Raw genomic sequence first — 23523 nt, forward strand, 5'->3', positions numbered from 1 at the left:
ATTCGGGCGCGAGCGCCCCGCGTACCCATGACTGACACCATCGTCGCGCTGCTCGCCCAGGCGAAGCAGCATTTCACCGCCGGCCGCATCGACGCCGCGGAGCACGACCTGCAATCGATCCTGCAAGCGCATCCCGATCACGTGGGTGCGCTGGAAGCGATGTCCTTCGTCTACGCCGCGCGCGAGGATTACGCGGGCGCCGCCGAGTTCGCCTGGCGCGCAGCACAACCGGCCGCAACGCTTCCGGAGCAGTTGCAGCAGGCCGCGCGCATTTGCCAGCTCGCGCAGCGTCACATCCAAGCCGTGGCGCTCTACGAACGCCTGCTGGCGCTCGCGCCCGATCAGGCCGGAGCGCTGCACGGCGCGGCCATGTCGCTTATCCAGCTGGAGGAGGCCGAGGCCGCGCTCGCGTATCTCGCGCGCCTCGCGCGTCGCTATCCGCACGCCGCGGAAGTGCACTACAACCGCGGCACGCTGCTCGGCGAGCTGGGCCGCTACGACGAGGAACTCGACGCGTATCGGCGGGCGATCGAACTCAAGCCGAATTTCGTCGCCGCGTACGTGAACCTGGGCGTCGCGTTGCGCGATCTGCATCGCTTCAACGACGCGCTGCGCCAGTTCAAGAAGGCATTGTCGATCGACACGAACGACGCCGGTGCGCGCACGAATCGCGCGCAGACCAATCTGCTGCTCGGCGAATTCGAGCACGGCTGGCGCGAATACGAATGGCGCTGGCGCGACGGCACGATGACGCACGATTTCCCCGACGCGACGCAATGGAAGGGCCAGCCGCTTGCGGGCAAGACCGTGCTCGTGCACGCAGAACAAGGTCTCGGCGACACCTTGCAGTTCGTGCGCTTCGTCTGCCGCCTGCACGCGAAAGGCGCGAACGTGGTCGTGCGCGTGCAGGACGCGCTGCTGCCGTTGCTGCAGAACTTGGCGGGCGCAGCCAGCGTAATTGGCGATTCGTCCGCGCTGCCTGCGTACGACTACCACGTGCCGATGTTGAGCCTGCCACACGCACTCGCGCTGCGCGAAGCGGATTTCGCGACTTCGGGCGCGTATCTCAGCGCGGACGCCGACGCCGCGGCGCGCGCGTTGTGGTCCGACGTGAGTGGCGCCGAAGACAATGACGATCGGCGGCTGCGCGTCGGCCTGGTCTGGTCGGGCAGCACGACGCACGCAAACGATCGCAATCGCTCGATACCGCTTGCGCAACTCCTGCCGCTTTTCGACGCCGATGTGCGCTTCGTGTCGCTGCAAAAAGAGTTGCGCGAGGGTGACCGCGCATGCATGGACGAACTCGTGCAGGGTGGCCGGCTGATCGACGCCGGCGCGCGCCTGACGACGTTTTCGGCGACGGCGTCGCTCGTCGCGCAACTCGATCTGGTAATTGCCGTCGATACGGCGGTCGCGCATCTGGCGGGCGCGCTCGGCAAGCCCGTGTGGATTGCACTGCCGTTCACACCGGACTGGCGCTGGCAACTGAATCGCGACGACAGCCCGTGGTACGCGGATGCGCGTCTGTTCCGCCAAACGCGCCGCGGCGAGTGGGCCGACGTGGTGAGCGCATTGCGCACGGCGCTCGATGCGGGGATCGCCGCGCGCCAGGCTGCCCACGAATGACCGTACCTGGCCGACTGCCGCGCGACGCGGCCGGCCTGTTGGCGATTGCCCAACATCGCCTGGCCAGGTGATGGGCGCGCCCAGACTCGCATCATCGCGATGCACGTCGGGAAGGGCGCTGCGCGGAGCGCTCCCGGTTGGCATGACATCTGCATGGCGTGCTGCAGGCGGCTTGCCGCATGCCTGTTCCTGCAATCGTCCTGCTCCAGGAGACCCATCATGACCACGCTCATCATCCGCGACCTTCAAAAGTCGGTAGAACTCGACTACCGGGAGATGGCCAGGTTCCAGGGTGGCCGGATCAAAATCATCGGCCAGCACCCCGGCTCGCTGCTCACGTCCGCCGATGGCGACCCGGTTGGCGTGTATGTCGACGGCGTGCTGGAAAACTCCGTCGGCGACGGCTACTACCACGGCTGAGCGTCCAACGACACATGAGGCGCGCAAGCGCTGCGGTGTAATCGGGGAGGCTGACGTGGACCCAACCTGGCTGGGTATGGCCGCCGGCACGATCGTACTCGCGATCGCGGTGGCTGGCGTGACGGCGCACTACCTCCGAGAGCGTCGCCGCGCCGATTTTCTGCGCAATTTCGATCATCATGCATGGTGGCAACGGACCCACGGTGCAGCCTGCGCTTCGGGTGGATTCGACACAGGTCGCTGGGCAGTGCAAACAAAAACGTGGCGGACACAACGAACGGGGAATCAGGCCTCCGTCAAGTAATGGAGGCCAGCGGGGGCGCGGGAAAATTTGCGAGAGCGTATTGAACCTGCGCATCAGTTCAAGCTTGTCGCACCCTACGTGGCAATCGTTAGAGGAACCTCATCATGAAATTCTTTGGTCAAACCTTCGTTATCCTTACCGTCATGGCCGCTCCGGCTGTCTCGTTCGCACAATCGAACAGCGCCGTGACGCCGGAGCAGGTCCGCGCCGAGCTTGTCCAGCTCGAACAGGCGGGCTACCGCCCAGGTGACGGCGACAACACCAACTATCCAGCCGATATCCAGGCTGCCGAAGCACGCGTGGCCGCGCAGAACGGCGCGAGCAGTTACGGCGGGATGGCGGGCGGTGCGTCGGCGTCGGGTGCGCCTACCGCCGGTGACAGCATGAAGCCGATTTACTTCGGCCAGTAAGCCATTGCGTTGGCGAGGCCCTTCCTCCGTATCGAGGGGGGCTTTTTCGGGGGCTCGCCACGAAAAGAGGGTCGGACTTGCGAGCCCATTGCATGAAACCTGAAAAGTTGCCAGGATTTTATATCGGCCGGGCACGCGGTATGCTCAGCACCTTTGAGAACGTTGAGCCATTGCTCACTCACTGACATGTGGTCCATGACGCCATCACTGCGCTATTTGAGCGTTTTCGCAATCTGTGCGTTATTCACAGCTTGCGGACAAATGGCGTCCCGGCAAGCGGCGTGCCGGGGTGAATCCTGTCATATGCGGCACGAGGTGGTGCAATCTGGCGAGGCATCCTGGTATGCGGAGAAGTTCCAGGGGCATGAGACCGCAAACGGAGAGCGCTTCAATACCGGCGCATTCACTGCTGCCCATCGAACCTTGCCGCTCGGCAGCTATGTGCGCGTCCGATCGGTCGCAACCGGAAAGTCGGTCGTGGTGCGCATCAACGATCGCGGCCCCTACGTGAAAGGCCGGATCATCGATCTCTCTTATGCCGCGGCGAAAGCGCTGGGGTTGACCGACGCACGGTCGATGCAAGTGCAGATCGAGCGTGTAGGGAACACGTCGAACGCACAGACGGCGTCGGACGGCGACGGAATCCTGACGACAGAAAGGTGACGTGAGGGGGGCCGCGTCACGGCACGCGCCAGTCCTCACCCCCTTCAACCTGGAAAAGCCCGCTGCCTCATCCGGTGGTTTGAGCAGCGTTTGCGCTACCCCGCCTGAAATGACCCGGCTTCAGCGCCACAACGGCCACGAGACTGAGCGCGATGCCGATCATCACATAGAGCACCGGCGCCAGGGGCGAGCCCGTGAGCATGATGAGCCAGGTCACGAACGTCTGCGCAAAGCCGCCGAAGATCAGGACGACGACGTTATTGACCACCGCAAGCGAGGTCGCGCGCGTGCGCTTGGGGAACATCTCGGCAAGCGTCGTGCAATAGACGCCGAGGAACGTCGCGCTCAACACGCCGATCACGATCTGCGCGACGAGGAGCCGCGAGACGGACGGCGCCGCCACGATCCACGCATAGAGCGGATAGATCGCCACCAGGTAGGCGCCCAGCGAGCCGACCAGCAGCGTCTTGCGGTCGTAGCGGTCGGAGAGCGCGCCCGCGATCGGCGTGACGATCAGCATGACGATGGCCGCGATCATTTGCACCATGAAGCTTTCCGATACGGGCAGCTTGAGCACCTGCTTCGCATAGGTGACGGTGTAGCCGAACGTGACGTAGAACGTGACGGTGCTCGCCACCACCATGCCCATCCCGATCAGATAGTCGGACAGTCCGCGCCTGGCGGCGGCCGCCTCCGTCGCGCGGGCATGCGGCGTTGCGTGGATGCGCGCATAGGTTTCACTTGCGTGGCGGCGCAGATAGATGGTCAGCGGCGCGATGAGCAGGCCGACCGCGAACGGGATGCGCCAGGCGCCCGCGAGTTGCTGCCCGGGCGTGAACACCTGCGTGACCACCATACCGAGCGCGGCGCCCAGCATCGTCGACATGAGTTGTCCGCTCATCTGCCACGAGCCGTAGAAGCCGGTTCGATTCGGCGGCGCCAGTTCGATCAGGAACGCGGTCGACGTGCCGAATTCGCCGCCTATCGAAAACCCTTGCAGCAACCGGGCCGCGAGCATCAGGAGCGGCGCGGCGAGACCGGCCGTTGCATACGTCGGCGCGAAGGTCATGATCGCGGCGGCCAGCGCCATGATGCCCATGCCGAGCGTCATGGCCGCCTTGCGGCCATACGTGTCCCCGTAGAGACCGAGCAGCACGCCGCCCACGGGCCGCATGAAAAAACCCGCGCCGAACAGGGCCGTGGTCAGCAGGATCGCGTTCAGATCGCCGCCCGCCGCGCCGTGCGAGGCCGGAAAGAACAGCTTGCTGATGATCGGCGTCATCGCGGCGAAGATGGTGAAGTCGAACCACTCCATCGCATTGGCCAGCACGGCGGCCACAATGACAGGCTTGATGCCAGGTTGAGTGCCCATCGGCTATCCCCGGGTATTGGTTGAAGGACGGTCCAGCGTTGACCGGTCAGGAGGCGGCTGTCGGTTCGGGAAACACGGGTTCGCCGAGATTGAGCATCAGGCGGTTCGCCCACGCGAATATGGCAATCGAATGGATCAGGTCGAGAATTTCGGCATCCGTTAGACCGGCCTCGCGCAATGCCTGCAACTGGGCCGCCCCGATCTCGTTCGGGTGCTCGGTCAACGCGGCCGAGAAGCGGGCGATCGCCTCTTCGCGCCGGGTCGTGCCGGCGCTGTGAGGATCGGCGAACACCTGCCGGATCACGTCGTTGCGCCTGGCGAGCTGCTCGAAACGCTGGGCGTGCACCGACGCGCAATACACACAGCCGTTGAGCCGCGAAACCACGGTGGTCGAGAGCTCCCGTTCCGCGCGAGGCAAGCCGCCGGGCGCGTACATGATCGCGTTGAACGCGGCGGAGCGCTGTCGCAGGATTTCGGGCTGATGGACGAGAAACCGGTAGTAGTCCGAGACTTTTGCCTTGGGGTGGCTTTCCTCGAGCACGGCGATCTGACCCGTGGTGGCCTGGTCGAGGTCGACGACGTCGAGCCACGCGTCCCAGTCCAGCGCTTCGTTCGTGAAGCCGTGCGATCGGATAATGTCGCTCATGATGCACGCTCCAGCTGCTTGAGGGCTTGCAGACCCGCGACGAGGCGCGTCTGGTACGAAAGGAAGGCGATCAGCTGTGCGAGCGCGACGACAGCCGGCGTCGTCAAGCCGGCGGCGGGCAGCGTCTGCAGCGCGGCCTTGTCGCCGGCGACCGGATTTTCGATCAGCGTGCGAGTGAACGCGAGGATCGCGCGCAGGCGCGGCGCAGAGAGATCCTCGGGCGTCCCCGTTTCCACGGCGGCGAGCGTCGCCGCATCGACTTCGTGTGCGGCCAGTTCCGCGCGGTAGTGGACAGCGAGCGCCGGTGAAGGCGCGAGGCGGCTCGCGTAAAGCGCGACGAGCAACCGCTCGACTAGCGTGAGGCCTTCCAGCGCGGGGTCGAACAGCGCGTCGTAACTGCCTTGCGTCGCTTCCACCACCTTGGCGCGCTGGTGCCGCAATGCGCGGGTGGGCGAGTCGGGCGCCAGTTCGGCAACGCGATCGACGATGTCGTCAGTGTCGTATGTCATGGTCAACTCCGGAAAACGGCAGATTCACGCGCTCATTTCGCTTCGCGCTCGGCGAGTGCCGGAGGCGGTGGCGCGGGCGTCCATTCGTCGCCTTCGATTTCCGGCTCGGCGAAGGCCGCCATGTTGGCGTAATGCAATTCGACATCCTCTCGATAGAAGGTCGCGGCAAGCCCCTGTGCGAGCCGCTTCGCGCCTTCGCTGACAGCCGGGATATCGCCCGACAGCGCGCCGTGCGAGAGCGTCGCGGGCGCGCAAAAGCAGTGGATGCGTTCGAGGCCGTGACACGCGCCGGGCGTCTTTTCCTGGAACTCGAACACCGGTCCGAGGTCGGGCGAATCGGCAAGCTCGATGTCGTCGTCGCCGGCAGGCGTCGCGTAGCGGTCTTTCCACGCCCGGACGTGGCGCGCAAACGGCGCGAATTCGGGGCGGCTCGCCAGATCGATGCGAAAGCCCGTTGCGAACACAAGGAAGTCCAGTGCGAAGTCGCCCTTCGGTGTGCTGATGATCAGTCCGTCGTCTACCTGTTCAATACCAGTGATTGGCGCACCGAGGTTGAAGCGGGCGTTGGCGTGGCGCGATACGCGCAGCGTACTGCCGCGTGGCGGCGGCACCTGCTGCACGTTGATGTAGTGGCGGATGCGCCACTTCCACTCATCGGACAGCGCAGCATGGCCGTGCGTGAGGCCCGGATTGCCCGCGCCCTTGCCTTTGTTGATGCGCGGAATGTCCGCGCGGCGGATCAGCAGATCGACAGACGCCGCACCTGCCTCCAGCGCGGTGGCCGCACTGTCCATCGCCGATGCGCCCGCGCCGATGACGCCGACGCGCTTGCCGCGCAGCGTGCCATAGTCCATGACATCGGACGAGTGGGCGTAAAAGCGGCGCGGCAGATCGCGCACGAATGCCGGCACGGCAGGGCCGCCCAGGCCGTCACGGCCCGTCGCGAGGACGACGTGGCGCGCATGGACGGTTTCGCTGCCCGCGGCGCTCGTGACAGACAGCGCGACGCTGCCGTGCGCGCCTGGCGTGATTGCGGTGACCCGGTGTTCGTTGCGCACGTCGATGTCGAGCACGTCGCGATACCAGCGCAGATAGTCCATCCATTGCAGGCGCGGGATCTTGTCGAGCGCATCCCAGGCCTCTACGCCGAACTGCGCTTCGAACCACGCACGGAACGTGAGCGAGGGCAGGCCGAGCGCCGGGCCGGTCAGCTGCTTCGGAGAACGTAATGTTTCCATGCGCGCCGTGGTGGCCCAGGGCCCTTCGAAACCGCGCGGCGACTGATCGTAGATGACGGCGTCGATGCCGAGATGGCCGAGCGCGGCAGCCAGCGCAAGCCCGGCCATACCGCCGCCCACGATCGCCACGTCGATCACCGGTCGGCCTTCGAGGGTGCGTTCGGGTATCCAGCGCTTCGCGGGCAGTTCGAGCCACGCGAGATCCTCGCGCAGACGGGCTTCGAGCGCGGCGAGACCTGCGGACGACGGGGTGGTCGGATTCATTACGGCAAAGCTTCCTTGGTGGCGGGCAGATCGCCATACAGCGACTGCAGGACTTGGGCGTGCTCGGCGCTCGAGCGCAGCGCGAAATCGGGCAGCACGGCGCGGGCTGCGTCGGCGAACGCGTCGATGAGCGTCACGGCCGCGGGGGGCAGCGCGATGGCGTCGCGCGAGATCACGCCGAAGAAATACGGAATGTCGGCGTCGATCGGGCGGATCGCGACGCCGGCAAGCGGCATGCCGTAGGCCGTGACCGGTTCGAGCACCGAGATGCCGAGACCGGCGCGAACCGCGGTCAGCGCGTTCATCGACGAATTCGTCTCGATCAGTCCGGCCGGCGCGACATCGGCCTGCGCGAACGCATGATCGAGCCGGCGGCGCAGGCGATACGGGTTCTGCATCGTGACGATGCGCCGGCCCTCGCAGGCCGACAGCGGCAGCCGGTCGGAGCGGGCTAGCGGATCGTCGTCGCGCAGCGCCGCAACGCACGCGGATTGCCCGATCCAGTGCACGACCACGCCGCGATGTTCAAGCGGCAGGCTCGCCACACCGATGTCGGCCGCGCCGGTCAGGACATCGTGCACGACCTGTTCGGGGGCCATGCTGCGCAACTGGATCGTCTGCGCGGCGACAGCGAGATCGGTGCGCGCGAGCGCGACGGGCACAAGGCCGGCGGCGAGGGCGGACGTCGCGGCAATGCGCAGCGGGCGGCTTTCGCCGCGGCCAATTTCGCCGGCACGCTTGCGTATCTGTTGCACGCCCGTCAGCACGTGCTCGACGTCCTCGTAGAGCAGGATGCCTTGCCCGGTCGGCGTGACGCGCGGGCCGTTGCGCGTGAACAGCGCATAGCCGACCTCGGTTTCGAGCTCCTGGATCAGCCGCGTGATCGCCGGCTGCGAGCGCCCCAGCAGGCGGCCGGCGGCGGTGACGCTGCCGGTCGTGATCACTGCGGCAAAGGCTTCGAGCTGGCGTAGTTCCATCTTCCGGTTGGTGTCGAGATGCACAAGAATGCAGAAATCACATTCTGACGCGGTAAGAATACGATTTTCAAATAATTGATCTACCTATCGTTATTCCGGAAGAGGGGTTTCCCCTAACGAGGGGCAGTGGTATCCGGTCGGTGGCCTTCGCTTGGCACACGACCTACACTCTTTGAGACGGCGACGGGACGGTGATCAACGCTTCATCGATCATGCGCCAGTCACGTTTTGGCAGAACCTTCGGGAGACCGCCATGAAGATCGTATTGCTAGTGGCTTGCTTAATCATCAGTTCAAGCGCATTTGCGGAATGCGCGACCAATAACCGTGGACAAACAGTCTGTGGCAATGGGTCCTCCGCGGGCGGTTACAACCGGAATACGGGCACCGCCTGGACATCCCAGACGAATCAGAACGGCGTTCGGACGACCCAAAACAATCGTGGCGGCGAGGCGAAGACGGCCAACGGAAAAGGCGTCGCGCGTGGGCCCGGCGGCACGACCTGTTATCGGACAGCGAATAGTCACGGTTGCAATTGACAGCGTCCGGCCACACTCCCGGCGTGGCTTTCGACTTCAACGGTTGAGGAAAGTCCCATAGCCGGTTTGCGCCGCGCCTCCTGACCTGGGCTTGCCGCGTGGCGGTTGCATTGGCAACCGCTGCGTCTTCGCCGTGAACAGCAAGAGGCTGAACAGCAAGAGGCGTGCTCAGTGGGATATCGGACCAAAGTCTCATTGTTTTTGCCCCGGACCGCTACCAAACTTCACGACTACGAGCGCCGTGACAATCCGGCGCCGATACCAAAGCGCCGGGTGGCGCCGGTGGCGCTTTCGAGCGCGCCGCGTGCGCGGCACCCCAGCCAGTAGACAAAAAGTCATTCCGGTGTTCGCGCAAATCATCGGGACACGATGTATCGAGGAAGTCATAACCGGCGTGGGCAATTGTCCGGGAGCGGCAAGTCGGCTGGCCCCGTCCTGCCTCGGCCGGCGTCGCGTCTAGCGTAGTGTGCGGATCCTTGCCGATCCGGATCGCGAACAGTAAGCGGGCAACGAAGAGGTGACCATGGCGCGCGTACCGGGGCGATGCGCAGGTCCAGCGCGTTGCGGGAGGCCATTCATGAGCGGACCGTTCTTTCCCGAGCATCGACCGTTACCCCGGGTTGCGGCACGCCGGGACCGCCTGCCGCTAATCTTCTTCGCCATTGCGCTGACGCTCTTCGCCGGCTGCAAGAAGGCATCGGGGCCGCCGGCGCTCGGCGCGCCGGAAGTCACGGTGATGACGGTCACGGCTCAGGACACCCCGGTCCAACTCGAGTTCACCGCGCAGGCACAGAGTTCGCGTGAAGTGGAAATTCGTGCGCGCGTGGACGGCTTTCTCGACCGGCGGACGTACTCCGAAGGCGACAAGGTGAAGGCCGGCCAGACGATGTTCCTGATGGATCCGAAGCCGTTTCAGGCCGCGCTGCAAACGGCGCGGGGCGAACTTGCGCAGCAGCAGGCGCGGCTCACGGTCACGCAGCAGAATCTTGCCCGGGTCAAGCCGCTTGCCGCGCAACAGGCATTGAGCCAGAAGGATCTCGACGACGCGATCGGCAACGAGAAGCAGGCCCAGGCCGCGGTGATTTCCGCGCAAGGGCAGGTGGAGACGGCGGAGCTCAACCTCGGCTACACGACGATCAAGTCGCCGCTGGATGGTCTCGCGAGCTATGCGAGACAGCAGGACGGCAGCTATCTGATCGCCAATTCATCTGGGCTCCTTACCTTTGTCTATCAGCTCGATCCGATCTGGGTGAACTTCAGCATTTCCGAAAACGAAATGCTGCACTTTCAGGACGAGATTGCGGCGGGCAAGCTGCTCTTCCCGCCGAACAGCGAGTTCGTGGTGGCGGTGATACTCGCCGATGGCACGGAATTTCCCCAGCACGGCACCATCAGCTTTGCGAATCCGGCGTTCAGTACCGACACGGGCACGTTCCTCGTGCGGGCCTCGCTTGCAAACCCGAAGGGTACGCTGCGGCCGGGGCAGTTCGTGCGCGCGCGCGTGTCGGGCGCCACGCGGCCGAATGCGATCCTCGTGCCGCAACGCTCGGTGCTGCAGGGCGCGAAGAGCCACTTCGTCTGGGTCGTGGACAATGAGTCGAAGGCGAAGCAGCGAGTGGTCGAAGTCGGCGACTGGAGCGGCGACAACTGGTTCATCAACGATGGTCTGAAGGCCGGCGAGCGCATCGTGGTGGACGGCGCGATCCGCGTCGTGCCCGAGGTGCCGCTCAAGATCGCCGGAACGCTCCCCTCGACCCAGACCGGCGGCAAAACGGTCGTGGAGAAGGGCGGTGCGTCGGCGCCGCAGGTGAGCGGGGGCGAGCGAGCGATGGCGCCGGCCAAATCCAGCGGCGCGTCGCAGTAAGGGGCGACTCGATGAACATCTCGCACTTCTGCATCGACCGGCCCATCTTCGCGTCCGTCATCTCGATCGTGATCACGCTCGGCGGCGCATTGACGATGCTCGCGCTGCCCATCGCGCAGTATCCGGACGTTACACCGCCGCAGATCACGGTCTCCGCGACCTACCCAGGGGCCAGCGCCGACGTCGTGGCGAACAATGTGGCCGCGCCGATCGAGCAACAGGTCAACGGTGCGGACAACATGATCTACATGTATTCGTCCGGCTCGTCGACCGGCAACTACACGCTCAACGTGTTCTTCGGCATCGGCACCAATCCGGAGCTTGCCCAGGTCGACGTGCAGAACCGCGTGAACCTCGCGCTGCCGCAGTTGCCGCAGCAGGTGCAGTCGCAGGGCGTCCAGGTCCAGAAGAAGTCGAACGCCTTCATGATGGTGATCGCGATCTACTCGCCGGACGAGCGCTTCGATCCGACCTATATCGCGAACTACGCGAACGTCTACGTGCTCGACACGATCAAGCGGATTCCGGGTGCGAACCAGTCTTCGATCTTTGGCACTCCAGATTATGCGATGCGGATCTGGTTGAAACCCGATCGCATGGCGCAGCTCGGCATTACCGCCGGCGACGTGCAAAACGCCGTACGCGGCCAGAACCAGCAATTCGCGGTCGGCACCGTCGGCCAGGCGCCAACCGGCAACCCGGTCGAGCAGTCGTTCGCGGTGACGACCACCGGGCGGCTCGCGACGCCCGCCGAGTTCGACAACATCATCATCCGCGCAGCGAGCACCGGCGCCGCGATCGTCCGGCTGAAAGACATCGGCCGGGCCGAGCTGGGTCAGAAGAGCTATTCGAACCGCACCACCTACCAGGGCAAGCCGGCGACGATCATCGCGGTCTACCAGCAGCCGGGCGCGAATGCGCTCGACGTCTCGAAGCAGGTGCGCGAGACGCTCGCGGAGCTCAAGAGTTCGTTTCCTGAAGGGCTCGACTACCAGGTCGCGATGGACACGACGGAGTTCACGCGTGCGTCGATCGCCGACGTGGTCCATACCTTCTTCGAAGCGCTCGTGCTGGTGGTGATCGTCGTGTACGTGTTTCTGCAGAGCCTGCGCGCGACGCTCATTCCGGTGCTGGCCGTCCCGGTGTCGATCGTCGGCACGGCGATGGGGATGGCGGCGCTGGGCTTCTCGATCAACATGCTGACGTTGTTCGGGATGGTGCTCGCCATCGGCATCGTCGTGGACGACGCCATCGTCGTGATCGAGAACGTCGAGCGCAACATGACCGTCTTCAAGCTCAGTCCGAAAGAAGCGGCCAAGCGGGCGATGGACGAGGTGTCGGGCCCGGTCATCGCCATCGTGCTCGTCATGTGCGCCGTGTTCGTGCCGGTTGCGTTCCTTGGCGGCATCACCGGGCAGCTGTACAAGCAGTTTGCGATCACGATTGCGATTTCGGTGGTGTTCTCGGGCATCGTGGCGCTCACGCTGTCTCCGGCGCTTGCCGCCATCCTGCTCAAGCCCACGCACCATGAGAAAAAGGGCTTCTTCCGGTGGTTCGACCATCAGTTCGAGCGCATGACGGCCGGCTACGGGCGCGCCGTGCGGTTCATGATCCGGCGCTACGTGCTGGGCCTCCTTGTTTTCGGTGCCGTGATCGTGCTTGCCGTCATGATGGGGAAGTCGATCCCAGGCGCTTTCCTGCCGCCCGAGGACCAGGGCTATCTGCTTGGTGCGATCATCATGCCCGACGCGGCGAGCCTCGACCGGACCGCGGACGTGGGCGACAAGGTCACCGACTATTTCATGAAGCAGCCCGCGGTCAGCAGCATCACGATCGTGAACGGCTACAGCCTGCTGGACAGCCAGAACAAGAACAACGCGGGCACGTTCTTCGTCGGCCTGAGGAGCTTCGACGAGCGGTACAAGTTCTCGAACATCCGGGAGCAAAACGCGCGCGCCGTGCTGATCAAGGCTTATGAAACGCTCTCGAAAATTCAGGAGGGCCTCGTCATACCGGTGAATCCGCCGTCCATTCCGGGTCTCGGTACGACGGGCGGCAGCGAGATGTGGATCGAAAGTCACGGAGACGGCTCGATTCAGCAGCTCGCGGGCGTTGTGCAGGACTTCATCGCGAAGGCGAGGGCGCGCCCCGAGCTGACCGGCGTGACCACGACGTTCAACGCGAGCTCGCAGCAGTTGCTCGTCAACGTCGACCGCGACCAGGCGGAGACGCTCGGCGTGCCGGTCGAAGAGGTGTACAGCGCGATGCAGACGATGTTCGGCTCGCTTTACGTGTCGCAGTTCAACAAGGACGCGCGGCTCTGGCAGGTGATCGTTCAGGCCGATCCGCGCTACCGGCTCACGCCCGCCGACCTCGACCAGATCTACGTGCGCAGCCGCTCGAACAACATGGTGCCGATCAAGGCGGTGATGACTTACAAGTACGCCACGGGCCCCGATCTGATCACGCGCTTCAACAACTTCCCGGCGGTGAAAATTACGGCGAACGCGGCGCCGGGCTACAGCTCGGGCCAGGTGATCGGCACCTTGAAGGAACTCGCCGCGCAGATGCCGCCGGGCTACGCCGTCGGGTGGAGTGGCGAGGCGTTCGAGGAAATCAAGTCGGGTTCGACCGGGGGGCTCGTGTTCGTGTTCGGGATCATCATGGTGTTCCTGATCCTCGCCGCGCAATACGAGAAATGGTCGCTGCCGGTCGGCGTGCTCATGGCGGTACCATTCGCGCTTTTCGGCGCGCTGCTCGCGATCCTGCTGCGCGGCCTGAACAACGACGTGTACTTCCAGATCGGGTTGACCATGCTGATCGCGCTCGCCGCGAAGAACGCGATCCTGATCTTCGAGTTCGCGGTGCTGAACCGGGAAGCGGGCAAGACACCGTACGACGCCGCGCTGACCGCCGCGGAAGAGCGGCTGCGGCCGATCGTGATGACGTCGCTTGCGTTCATCCTCGGCTGTGTGCCGCTTGCCATTGCGCTCGGCGCCTCGCAAAACAGCCGCCATTCGATCGGCACCGGCGTGATCGGCGGGATGCTGGGTGCGACCGCGATCGCCGTGTTCTTCATTCCGATGTTCTACTGGGGGATCGAGTCGCTTGGTTCGCGCAAGGGCGGCGGCAAGGACACACCCGTGGCTGGCAGCGGAACGCCGCCGCCGGTATCCGGCGGCTCGGGCTCGCCGACCGTCACGCCGTCCGCGCGGCACAAGGACGACTGACATGCGCGCCGCTGCCTTCGTGCGCGTCGCCGCGCCGGTCCTCCTCATCGGCTTGTTGAACGGCTGTCTGCTCGGCCCCAACTACGAGCGGCCGAAAGTGGCGGTGCCGGCGACGTACCGGTTTGCGTACCCGGAAGTGGCCGACGTCGCCAACACCACATGGTGGGAGCAGTTCGACGACCCGGTGCTGAACGACCTGGTGAAGACCGCGCTCGAGAACAACCTCAACGTGAAGCAGGCGGCCGCGCGTGTCGACGAGTTCATGGGCCAGTTCGTGAGCACGCGTTCGGCGCTGTTCCCGCAGGCGAGCGTCGGTTTCAGCGCGGCGCGCGAGCGCGCATCGCAGGACGGACCGACACCGATACCGGCCGGCGTCTCGCCGGTCTTCAACGAATTCCAGCCGAGCATATCGGCCTTCTGGAACATCGACCTGTTTGGTCAGGTACGACGCGAAACCGAGGCGGCACGCGCCAACGTGAACGCGGCCGAACAGAGCCGCCGGGCGACGATTCTGACGCTCGTCGCGTCGGTCGCGACGTCCTATATCACGCTGCGCAGCCTCGATATGCAACTCGAAATCGCACAGAGCACGACCGCGAGCCGCGCCGATTCCGTGCACGTGTTCACACTGCGCCAGCAGTTCGGACAGACTTCGGATATGGAGCTTGCCCAAAGCCAATCGGACTATGCGGCGACGAAAGCGACCATCCCGCAACTCGAGCAGCAGATCGGGCAGCAGGAAGACGCGCTCTCGGTCCTGCTTGGCAGCAATCCGGAGCCGATCCTGCGCGGCCGCGCGCTGGTGGATCTCTCGACGCCCGCCGTGCCTGAGGGCATGCCGTCGGAACTGCTCGAACGCCGGCCCGATCTGCTGCAGGCCGAGCAGAACCTGATCGCGGAAAATGCGCTGATTGGCGCGGCGCGCGCGCTGTATTTCCCGCAGATCTCGCTCACGGGGCTGTTCGGCTCGGTGAGCACGCAGTTCTCCAATCTCTTCACCGGACCTGCGCGCGTGTGGTCGTTTGCCGGCTCGGCCGTGATGCCGATCTTCACGGGCGGCAACATCTACGGTCAGAACAAGCAGGCCGAGGCGCGTCAGCAGGAGGCGTTGTTCGCCTACGAAAATGCGATTCGGGTGGCGTTCCAGCAGGTCGACGACGCGCTGCTCGCCGTGCAAAAGTCACGCGAGCAGTTCGAGATCCAGACCCAGCAGGTCGGCTCGCTGCGCAAGTATCTGCGGCTCGCGCGGCTGCGTTACGAGGGCGGCTACACGAGCTACCTTGAGGTGCTGGACGCCGAGCGCAATCTGTTCAGCGCGGAGCTGCAGCAGACGCAGACCCGGGCCGCGACGCTGACGAACCTCGTCAGCCTCTACATGGCGATGGGCGGCGGGTGGGTCGTTCAGGCGGAGCAGATGAGCGTGCCCCAACCGGCGAGCGGACCGCCGCCGGCGCAGCCCGCAACGCCGGAATCCGTCGCGCAGGTGCCGCAGTGATCCTGGGGGGCCTCGTGCGCGGCCACAAATGCGAGCGCAGGCCCATCACTACGGTAATTCACGACTATCTCGTGGATCGGGAGGCGAGGCATGTGCCCTGCAAACGTCGACGCAGCAGAGGAAAGGCGTCTGAACGAGTCGCGTACCGCGCAGCTGCCGTGGAAGAAGTGGGGGCCGTATCTCAGTGAGCGTCAGTGGGGGACGGTCCGCGAGGACTATAGCGGCGACGGCGACGCCTGGCGTTATTTCACCCATGATCAATCGCGTTCGCGTACCTACCGTTGGGGAGAAGACGGGATCGGCGGTCTCTGCGACGACAAGCAAAGGTTGTGTTTCGCGCTTGCAGTCTGGAACGGACACGACCCAATCCTGAAGGAGCGCCTCTTCGGACTGACCAATAGCGAAGGCAATCATGGCGAGGACGTGAAGGAGTACTACTTCTATGTCGACAGCACGCCCACGCACTCGTACATGAAGTATCTGTACAAATATCCGCAGCGGGAATATCCATACCGGGATGTGGTCGAGACAAACGGAAAGCGTTCGCGCGGTGAACTCGAGTACGAACTGCTCGATACGGGCATATTCGATGACGACCGGTATTTCGACGTGTTCGTCGAATACGCGAAGGCGGCCCCAGAAGACATCTTCGTGCGCGTCACCGTGCACAACCGGGCAAGGGAAGGGGCGCGGCTTCGCGTCCTGCCAACGCTGTGGTTCCGCAATACCTGGTCGTGGGGCTACGACGATTACAGGCCTTCGCTATGCGAAGCAGATTCGGGCGTGATTCGCGCGACGCATCGGGAACTGGGTGAGTACTGGCTTTATTGCGATGGGGAAACGGAACTGCTCTTCACGGAAAATGAAAGCAACGCACGGCGTCTGTGGAACCAACCCAACGCTTCACCCTATGTGAAGGACGCGTTCCACGCGTATGTCATTGACGGGCAGCGCGACGCCGTGAATCCGGCGAGGGCGGGAACCAAAGCTGCGGCGCATTACGCATGCGAGGTCCCGGCGGGCGGCGCCGCGACCATCAGGCTGCGCCTGAGCGCTGTCAGGCTGGACAACGCCTTCGATGACTTCGAGAGGACTTTCGACGATCGCGTGACCGAGGCGGACGCGTTCTACGAACGTATTGCGCCGACGGTACTGACCGACGATGAGCGACGCGTACACCGTCAGGCGTTGGCAGGCATGTTGTGGAGCAAGCAGTATTACTACTTCGATCTCGAGCGGTGGTTGCGCGAGCACCAGAGCCATCCATTGCTCGAAGCCAGCCAGCATGCAGTGCGCAATACCGAGTGGTTCCATATGCTGAACGCCGACGTGATCTCCATGCCGGACAAATGGGAGTACCCCTGGTTCGCAGCGTGGGACCTGGCGTTTCATACGATCGCGCTGGCCCCCGTCGATTTCGATTTTGCCAAGGAGCAGCTGCTGTTGATGCTGCGTATCCTGTATCTTCACCCAAGCGGGCAGATCCCGGCCTACGAGTGGAACTTCAGTGACGTGAATCCCCCCGTGCATGCCGCCGCTACGCTCTGGCTCTACAAGTATGAGAAAGCGTTGGGACGCGCCGATCCGCGCTTTCTCGAGCGCTCGTTCCAGGGCTTGATGCTCAATTTCAACTGGTGGGTCAACCGTAAGGATCCTTCGGGTCGAAGCGTCTTCGCCGGAGGCTTTCTTGGGCTCGACAACATTGGCGTGTTCGATCGCAGCGCTCAGCTTCCCACGGGGGGGGCGCTCGAGCAGGCGGATGGCACTGCGTGGATGGCGTTTTATTGCCAGAGCATGCTGGAGATGGCCATGCTCCTGGCCGAGCACGACCCCATGTACGAAGAGATTGCGTTCAAGTTCGTCCAGCATTTCATGTGGATTGCCTACGCAATGAACCGGCTTGGAGACCAGCCGGACGACATGTGGGACGAGCAGGACGGATTCTTCTATGACCTGTTGCGTCTGCCCGACGGCCAGACGATGCGCCTGAGAGTCAGGTCGATGGTCGGCTTGCTGCCGCTGTGCGCGTCGACGGTTTTCGAGGCCGATTCAGTCTCGCGCTGTCCGAGACTCATGGAGCTGATCGCACAGTTTCGAAGCCGTTACCCCGAGTTGCTTGCCCATGTGGCCCCGACCGATGCTGGCTTCATCGGCCATAGAGACCGCAGACTCCTGTCGATCCTGAATACGCGGAAACTGGAGCGCGTGCTCGGATACCTGCTCGACGAGAACGAATTCCTCGGGCCGTACGGTATCCGGTCGCTGTCTCGCTACCATCTCGACCACCCGTACACACTCAACGTGGGCGGACAGGAATACAAGGTGCAGTATCTGCCGGCGGAATCGAATACCGGCATGTTCGGCGGCAACTCGAACTGGAGGGGGCCGGTCTGGATGCCCGTGAATCTCCTGATCGTCAGGGCGCTGACGAATCTATACGGCTTTTTCGGCGACGAGTTCAAGGTTCAATGCCCGACGGGATCCGGGCAGAAGATGACGCTGTTCGAGGTGGCGCAGGAGATCGTCCGCCGTCTGACGTGTACGTTTCTTCGCGGCGTGGATGGTCGGCGCCCGGTTTATGGCGGGACAGGCAAGTTCCAGGACGACCCGCATTGGCGTGACCTGATCCTGTTCTACGAGTATTTCCACGGCGACAACGGTGCGGGGCTAGGTGCAAGTCACCAGACGGGTTGGACTGGGCTCGTTGCGCCGCTTCTGGATCTGTTCAGGCGCATCGACGCACAGACTGTTCTGGAAAGCGACCGCTGGCGTGTGAAGGCAGGTGTCGTCGGGCAGCAAATGGATGAGGGGCGCTGAGGGAGTCGGATATCCGGAGCGCGCCGCTGGAAGGTTAGCCGACGCTGCCCGTTGGTCTAAATGATTCTGTTCCTAGCGAGTGGCAGCGAACAGGCGATCAAATTCGCGGTGGGAACAGTTTTTATTTAATTTTCCTAAAGTAATATTGTTCCTTTCCCCTACGTACGAACCAATTTTGTAGTTTTCCCAACGGGGTCGAGACGCTCGTTACTTGATTTTCCGATAAGGGGATCTACTGTTCTTTTCAAGCGTTTGATTGGTAGGGTTTCGCCGGAGCTGCACGCCTATGTCTACCGATGCTGATGGCAGCGGTTTCAGCCATTCTCGACGGATTGTCTGCGGCCAGTGCGTGGATACGTCCGAATGGCCGGCTCCAGACGAGGGCGCACTTGATAGCAACAACTCCCTCGATACCTCGCCAGAAAGCAGGCGGTGTCGATGTATCTTCTCGGCGCGTCTCCCCAAAGCATTAAGCGATTAACTTCAATCGGCGCGAAGCAAGATTACAGATTAATTGGAGAGCGCTGTCTTACCGTTCATCCAGATGGTCGAGTATTCGGATGGAGAGGACCGGTGCCCAGCTTACATACCAATCCGTATTGCCGCCGTAAAAAGGTATGCGTCGATAATTTTGGATACGGTGCAAGCGATGGACTGCAATTGTTACTTGCCTCTCATCCTGATCTAGAGAATAAATTCGATGCTCGAATCTGCTCTAGCGGTGCGGGTAAGGGGCGACGATTGGTCGAAATCCGACACTCCAAGAGGCGACACCAACAATGGTTCCTTGACGTTTCCCGCTTGCGCGTGCGTTTCGTTGAAAGATCCAGACCAAGACCGAGCTGTGTCATCAAGAAACTCCTTTAACTCGCGTTCTTCCAGGATAGGCCAACCAGACATCAACTCCAGGAATTTTGCAGACCTTCCCTAGAACCGTTGACGGAATCCAAAGCTCACAATCGCCTGCGACTGCGTCGCCGCCGAGTGGCCGTTGCCCTTGTCCGAGACCGAAGCCGTGGCCGCCACCGGTTTGCCGAGTGCATCGAGCGTCATGCCCGAAGCGTGCTGGTAGCCGCCCAGCAGATACACTGTCGAGCGCTTCGAGAGGTCATACAGCGCGCCCAGTGAAACGTTGTGGTATTGCGCCTCGTCTTCGATGCCGTCCACATGGCTGCCGCGCGTGTAGCTATAGCCTGCGAACAGATGCATGTGAGGCTGCACTTTCCACATGCCGAAAAGGCCGGCAATATTGAACGTCGCAGTGCCCGAATAGAGCGAGTTCGCACCGGCCTTGTATTGTACGTTGCTGTAGTTCGCGCCCACGATCGCCGGGCCGAAGTCCCAGGTCGCGCCAGCAGCCACGACCTGCTGCGACTGCGCGCTCGCGAAGCCTTCGTTGATCGACGAATTGAATGTTCCGTCATAGGTGCCTTGCCACTTGCCGGATGTCGGGTCTTTGGGGCCAGTCTTGCTGTTATCCGAGTGCTCGTAGCCCACGCCCACTTGCAGAGGGCCGTGCGCATAGCTGCCGCCCACGCTCCACGTGTTCTGGCTCTTGAGGCTGCCGGCCTGGCCGCCGAAGCCGTACAGCGCGCCGAACGTAAAGCCCGCATACTTCTCGCTCGTGTACTTGATCGAATTGTCGACGCGCGTGGTCTGGTCGAGATCGTCGATATCGCCCGGATGCGCGCCGAAGCCACCGATCGCGCTGACCGGAGCGACAGGCCCGACGAAGTCGTCGAGCGAGGTGTACTGGCGGCCCATCGTGAGCGAGCCGTACTGCGTGTCGGCGAGGCCAACGAACGCCTGACGGCCAAACAGGCGGCCGCCCTGGCCCTCGGTGCCGTTGGTGATGTCGAAACCGTCTTCGAGCACGAAGATCGCGGCGAGTCCGTTGCCGAGTTCTTCCTTGCCCCTGAGCCCCCAGCGGCTGCCTGATAGGTTGCCGCTCGTCACTGCCGCATTCGAATGGCCCTGGCCCGCGCTGGTGCTGCCGGTGCGTTCGTTGCTGCGGTAGGTAATACCTGCGTCGACGATGCCGTAGAGCGCGACGGAGCTTTGCGCCGCCGCTGTTCCTGCTAGCGATAAGAGAATTGGTGTAGAAATCAGAAGCTTTTTCATCATGTGCTATCTCGACAATTAACAATGGACCGTTACATGAGTGGAACGGCCGAGTCGGCCCGCGGCAGGCGCTGGAAGAAAACGCGATTGAAAGCGCCAGCGAGTTACCCCATTGGCGTTAGCGTTAGTGTTTGAGCGAGGCGCCCGGCGGCAGCGCCGGCCTGCTCACGGTGACGGTCTTGCGGACCTTCGCGACGTCTGCGGCGCTCACTGGCGCGCCAGCGTTGCCCCAGCTCGCACGCACGAAGGTGGACACGTCGGCCACTTCCTGGTCGGACAGACGCCAGGCGAACGGCGGCATCGTAAACGACGAGGGCGCGGATTGCGTGCCTTCGAGCGCGCTGCCTGCGAGCAGCACGTGAATCAGCGAAGTGGGGTCCTTGCCCTGCACGACCGGGTTGCCGCCGAGCGCCGGGAATACGCGCGTGTAGCCGCGTCCGTCGCTGCGGTGGCAGGCCATGCAGTTGTCGCGATAGACCGCTGCGCCGCGTGCGCTCGCGTCGCCGTTTTGCAGCTTGCGCGCGGCGGCGGGATCGTAGGCATACGCGGTTTCCTTCGGGTCAGTGGAGGGCAGCGTCTTGAGGTAGCGCGCGATGGCGAGCAGGTCCGCGTCGTTCATGTGCTGCATGCTGTGCTGAACCACGTCGGTCATGCCGCCGAAGGCGGCCGTGTGCAGATTGCGTCCCGACTTGAGGAACTGCACGATGTCGTCCTCGCTCCAGTTGCCCAGGCCCGTGCGCGGGTTGGCGCGCAGGCTGGAGGGGACCCAGCCGTCGATCGGGCCGCCGCCTGCGAGGTAGTCGTCGCCTTCGAGGTCGGTGAGCGCGAGTTCCTGCATCGTGCGTGCGCGCGGCGTGTGGCACGCGCCGCAGTGGCCAAGGCCCTGCACGAGATAGGCGCCGCGCGCGACGACCGCGTCGTTGTAATGCGAGCCGTCGAACGCCTGCACCTTCGGTGCGAACAACACGCGCCAGGCGCCCAGCGGCCAGCGCATCGAGAGCGGCCAGGGAATGTCCACGGCGCGGTTCTGTGCCTGCACGGGCCCGACGCCGTGCATGAAGTACGCGTAGAGCGCCTGCATGTCGTCATCGGAGAGGCGTGCGTACGAGGGGTAGGGCATCGCGGGGTAGAGCGTTTCGCCATTCGGCCGCACCCCCTGGCGTACCGCCTTGGCAAAGTCGTCGTAGCTCCACTTGCCGATGCCCGTATTCGCGTCGGACGTGATGTTGGTCGAGTAGATCGCGCCGATCGGCGTGTCGAACTTCAGGCCGCCCGCGAAGGGCTTGCCGCCCTGTGTGGTGTGGCAGGCAATGCAGTCGCCGGCGCGCGCGAGGTATTCGCCATGCGCGACGAGCGCGGGATCTGCGGGGTTGGCAGTGGAGTTGGCGGCATGGGCCGTGAGCAGCGCAAACGCCATGGACAATACAGTACTGGCGGAGAGCGTGATCGCCGCCTTCGAAACGGGGTTCAGGCGGCGCAGTGCGCCGCGTGCGCTTTTACGAACGAATCGCACGGGGACCAGGTCTTTCTTCATGATCGTCATGAGGCTTCTCACACGCTCACCAGGGGGCCGGGGTTCTTCAGATACTGGTTGCGAATGGCCTTCGCGCTCCAGTAGGCGAGGGCGGCGACGAGGCCGGTCGGGTTGTAGCCGATCCCCTGCGGGAACGCGGAGGCACCCATCACGAACACGTTGGGCACATCCCAGCACTGCAGATAGCGGTTGATGACGCTGGTGTTCGGATCGGTGCCCATCACGGCCCCGCCCACGAGGTGAGTGGTCTGATAGCGGCGCGAGTCGAAGTGCGCGCCGAATTCGCGCGTGTAGACGTTGATGGCCTTCGGGCCCATCGCCTCGGCGATCTTCTGCATCTGGCCCGTCACGTACCGCGCCATCTTGATGTCGTTGTCCTTCCAGTCGAAGGTCATGCGCAGGAGCGGCTGGCCGTACGAGTCGCGATAGGTCGGATCGAGGTCGAGGTACACGTCGCGGTACGACATGTTGGAGCCGTGCGCGTCCATCGAAACGGTGTGCGCGTAGTGGTCCTTGACGGCTTTTTTCCACCCGGCGCCCCAGTCCGGCGTCCCTGCGGGCGTGGCGATGCCGCTGATCGGCTTCACGCCCGCCTGGTTCACCCAGAGCGGCGAGCCACCCACGAAGCCGGGCGGCCCGTGGTCGAAGTTGTCGGCGTTGAAGTCGTCCACGGCCACGCCGTTGCCGCCCGCGCCGATGAACGGGTTTGTCCACGTGTCCTTGTCGAAGAACGCCGTGATGGTCGAGAGGTTCTGGTACGCGAAGTTGCGGCCCACCACGCCCTCGCCCGAAACCGGGTCGTAGGGCTTGCCGATGCCCGAGAGCAGCAGCAGGTGCACGTTGTGATACTGGAACGCCGAGACGATCACGAGGTCCGCGCTCTGGAACACTTCCTGGCCCGCCGGATCGATATACGTCACGCCCGTGGCGCGCTTTCTGGTGTCGTCGAGTTCGACGCGCAGCACGTGGCATTTCGAGCGCAGTTCGAAGTGCTTTTCCTGCTTGAGCGCGGGCAGGATGTTGAGGTTCGGCGAAGCCTTCGAGTACATGTAGCACGCGTAGCCGCTGCAGAAGCCGCAGAAGTTGCACGGCCCCATCTGCACGCCATAGGGGTTCGTGTACGGCCCCGACGTGTTCGCCGAAGGCAGGCGGTAGGGATGCAGGCCGATAGACTTCGCCGCGTCGGAGAAGCGCTGCGCCGAATACGTATTCAGTTGCGCGGGCAACGGGAAATTGTCGCTGCGGGCGGCTTCGAACACATTGCCGTCGCCGACCACGTTGCCCTTCACCTTGTACGCCTGGCCCGACGTGCCGAATACCTTCTCCGCGAAGTCGAAGTGCGGCTCCAGTTCGTCGTAAGTGACGCCATAATCCTGGATCGTCATGCCTTCGGGGATGAACTTCTTGCCGTAGCGCTCTTCGTAGTGGCTCTTCAGGCGCAGTTCTTCCGGCGTGATGCGGAAATGCACGCCCGACCAGTGCAGGCCCGCGCCGC

14 protein-coding genes and 2 pseudogenes are annotated in these 23523 nt (G+C 63.8%); 8 read left to right on the plus strand and 8 right to left on the minus strand.

The features are described from left to right. The first annotated feature begins 27 nt into the window (after window positions 1-27). From M3A49_RS09640 to M3A49_RS09655, 4 genes are all read left to right on the plus strand, one after another. Complete coding sequence (locus M3A49_RS09640) at window positions 28-1626, plus strand: tetratricopeptide repeat-containing glycosyltransferase family protein (protein ID WP_266228487.1); 1599 nt, start codon at window positions 28-30, stop codon at window positions 1624-1626. Between the two features lie 219 nt (window positions 1627-1845). Next, entirely contained in the window at window positions 1846-2046 is a 201-nt protein-coding gene (locus M3A49_RS09645; protein ID WP_266228488.1) for a hypothetical protein, read from the plus strand. 408 nt (window positions 2047-2454) lie between these two features. After that, window positions 2455-2760: a DUF4148 domain-containing protein gene (locus tag M3A49_RS09650; RefSeq protein WP_266228489.1), complete on the plus strand. Its 306-nt coding sequence runs from the start codon at window positions 2455-2457 to the stop codon at window positions 2758-2760. Between the two features lie 195 nt (window positions 2761-2955). Next, complete coding sequence (locus tag M3A49_RS09655; RefSeq protein WP_254354696.1) at window positions 2956-3423, plus strand: septal ring lytic transglycosylase RlpA family protein; 468 nt, start codon at window positions 2956-2958, stop codon at window positions 3421-3423. 67 nt (window positions 3424-3490) lie between these two features. Here the strand turns inward: M3A49_RS09655 and M3A49_RS09660 are convergent, their stop codons facing one another. The 4 genes and pseudogenes from M3A49_RS09660 to M3A49_RS09680 all read right to left on the minus strand — a co-directional run bounded on the left by M3A49_RS09660 (window position 3491) and on the right by M3A49_RS09680 (window position 8429). Beyond that, window positions 3491-4795, minus strand: coding sequence for an MFS transporter (locus M3A49_RS09660; protein WP_254354695.1), 1305 nt, complete (start codon window positions 4793-4795; stop codon window positions 3491-3493). A 46-nt stretch (window positions 4796-4841) separates the two neighbouring features. Further along, window positions 4842-5950, minus strand: a pseudogene (locus M3A49_RS42660) (CMD domain-containing protein). A 32-nt stretch (window positions 5951-5982) separates the two neighbouring features. Further along, window positions 5983-7452 (minus strand): flavin-containing monooxygenase, encoded by a 1470-nt coding sequence (locus M3A49_RS09675; protein ID WP_254354692.1) that lies wholly within the window; start codon window positions 7450-7452, stop codon window positions 5983-5985. After that, a complete protein-coding gene (locus M3A49_RS09680; protein ID WP_266228491.1) occupies window positions 7452-8429 on the minus strand; it encodes a LysR family transcriptional regulator in 978 nt (325 codons plus the stop codon). The genes M3A49_RS09675 and M3A49_RS09680 overlap by 1 nt, the downstream gene beginning before the upstream one ends. A gap of 1115 nt (window positions 8430-9544) precedes the next feature. On the opposite strand from M3A49_RS09680, the gene M3A49_RS09685 reads away from it, so the two are divergent. The 4 genes from M3A49_RS09685 (at window position 9545) to M3A49_RS09700 (ending at window position 18373) form a co-directional block, all read left to right on the plus strand. Further along, entirely contained in the window at window positions 9545-10831 is a 1287-nt protein-coding gene (locus tag M3A49_RS09685; protein WP_266228492.1) for an efflux RND transporter periplasmic adaptor subunit, read from the plus strand. A gap of 11 nt (window positions 10832-10842) precedes the next feature. Beyond that, a complete protein-coding gene (locus M3A49_RS09690; protein ID WP_254354689.1) occupies window positions 10843-14061 on the plus strand; it encodes an efflux RND transporter permease subunit in 3219 nt (1072 codons plus the stop codon). A gap of 1 nt (window position 14062) precedes the next feature. Next, a complete protein-coding gene (locus M3A49_RS09695) occupies window positions 14063-15556 on the plus strand; it encodes an efflux transporter outer membrane subunit (RefSeq protein WP_266228493.1) in 1494 nt (497 codons plus the stop codon). Window positions 15557-15646: 90 nt separating this feature from the next. Then, window positions 15647-18373: an MGH1-like glycoside hydrolase domain-containing protein gene (locus tag M3A49_RS09700; RefSeq protein WP_266228494.1), complete on the plus strand. Its 2727-nt coding sequence runs from the start codon at window positions 15647-15649 to the stop codon at window positions 18371-18373. Between the two features lie 725 nt (window positions 18374-19098). On the opposite strand, the pseudogene M3A49_RS42665 reads toward M3A49_RS09700, so the two are convergent. The 4 genes and pseudogenes from M3A49_RS42665 to M3A49_RS09715 all read right to left on the minus strand — a co-directional run. Next, window positions 19099-19224 (minus strand): annotated as a pseudogene (locus M3A49_RS42665) (IS5/IS1182 family transposase); the annotation flags it as partial. Between the two features lie 76 nt (window positions 19225-19300). After that, the gene (locus M3A49_RS09705) at window positions 19301-20494 is read right to left on the minus strand and encodes a porin (RefSeq protein ID WP_266228510.1); all 1194 of its coding nucleotides are present in this window, start codon (window positions 20492-20494) and stop codon (window positions 19301-19303) included. Window positions 20495-20618: 124 nt separating this feature from the next. Continuing rightward, window positions 20619-21911, minus strand: coding sequence for a cytochrome c (locus M3A49_RS09710; protein ID WP_266228511.1), 1293 nt, complete (start codon window positions 21909-21911; stop codon window positions 20619-20621). 134 nt (window positions 21912-22045) lie between these two features. Continuing rightward, a partial coding sequence (locus M3A49_RS09715) for a GMC family oxidoreductase (RefSeq protein WP_266228495.1) occupies window positions 22046-23523 on the minus strand: 1478 nt, incomplete at its 5' end.

It is taken from the genome of Paraburkholderia sp. CNPSo 3076 (assembly GCF_026343935.1).
In the GTDB taxonomy this organism is placed as follows: Bacteria; Pseudomonadota; Gammaproteobacteria; order Burkholderiales; family Burkholderiaceae; genus Paraburkholderia; species Paraburkholderia nodosa.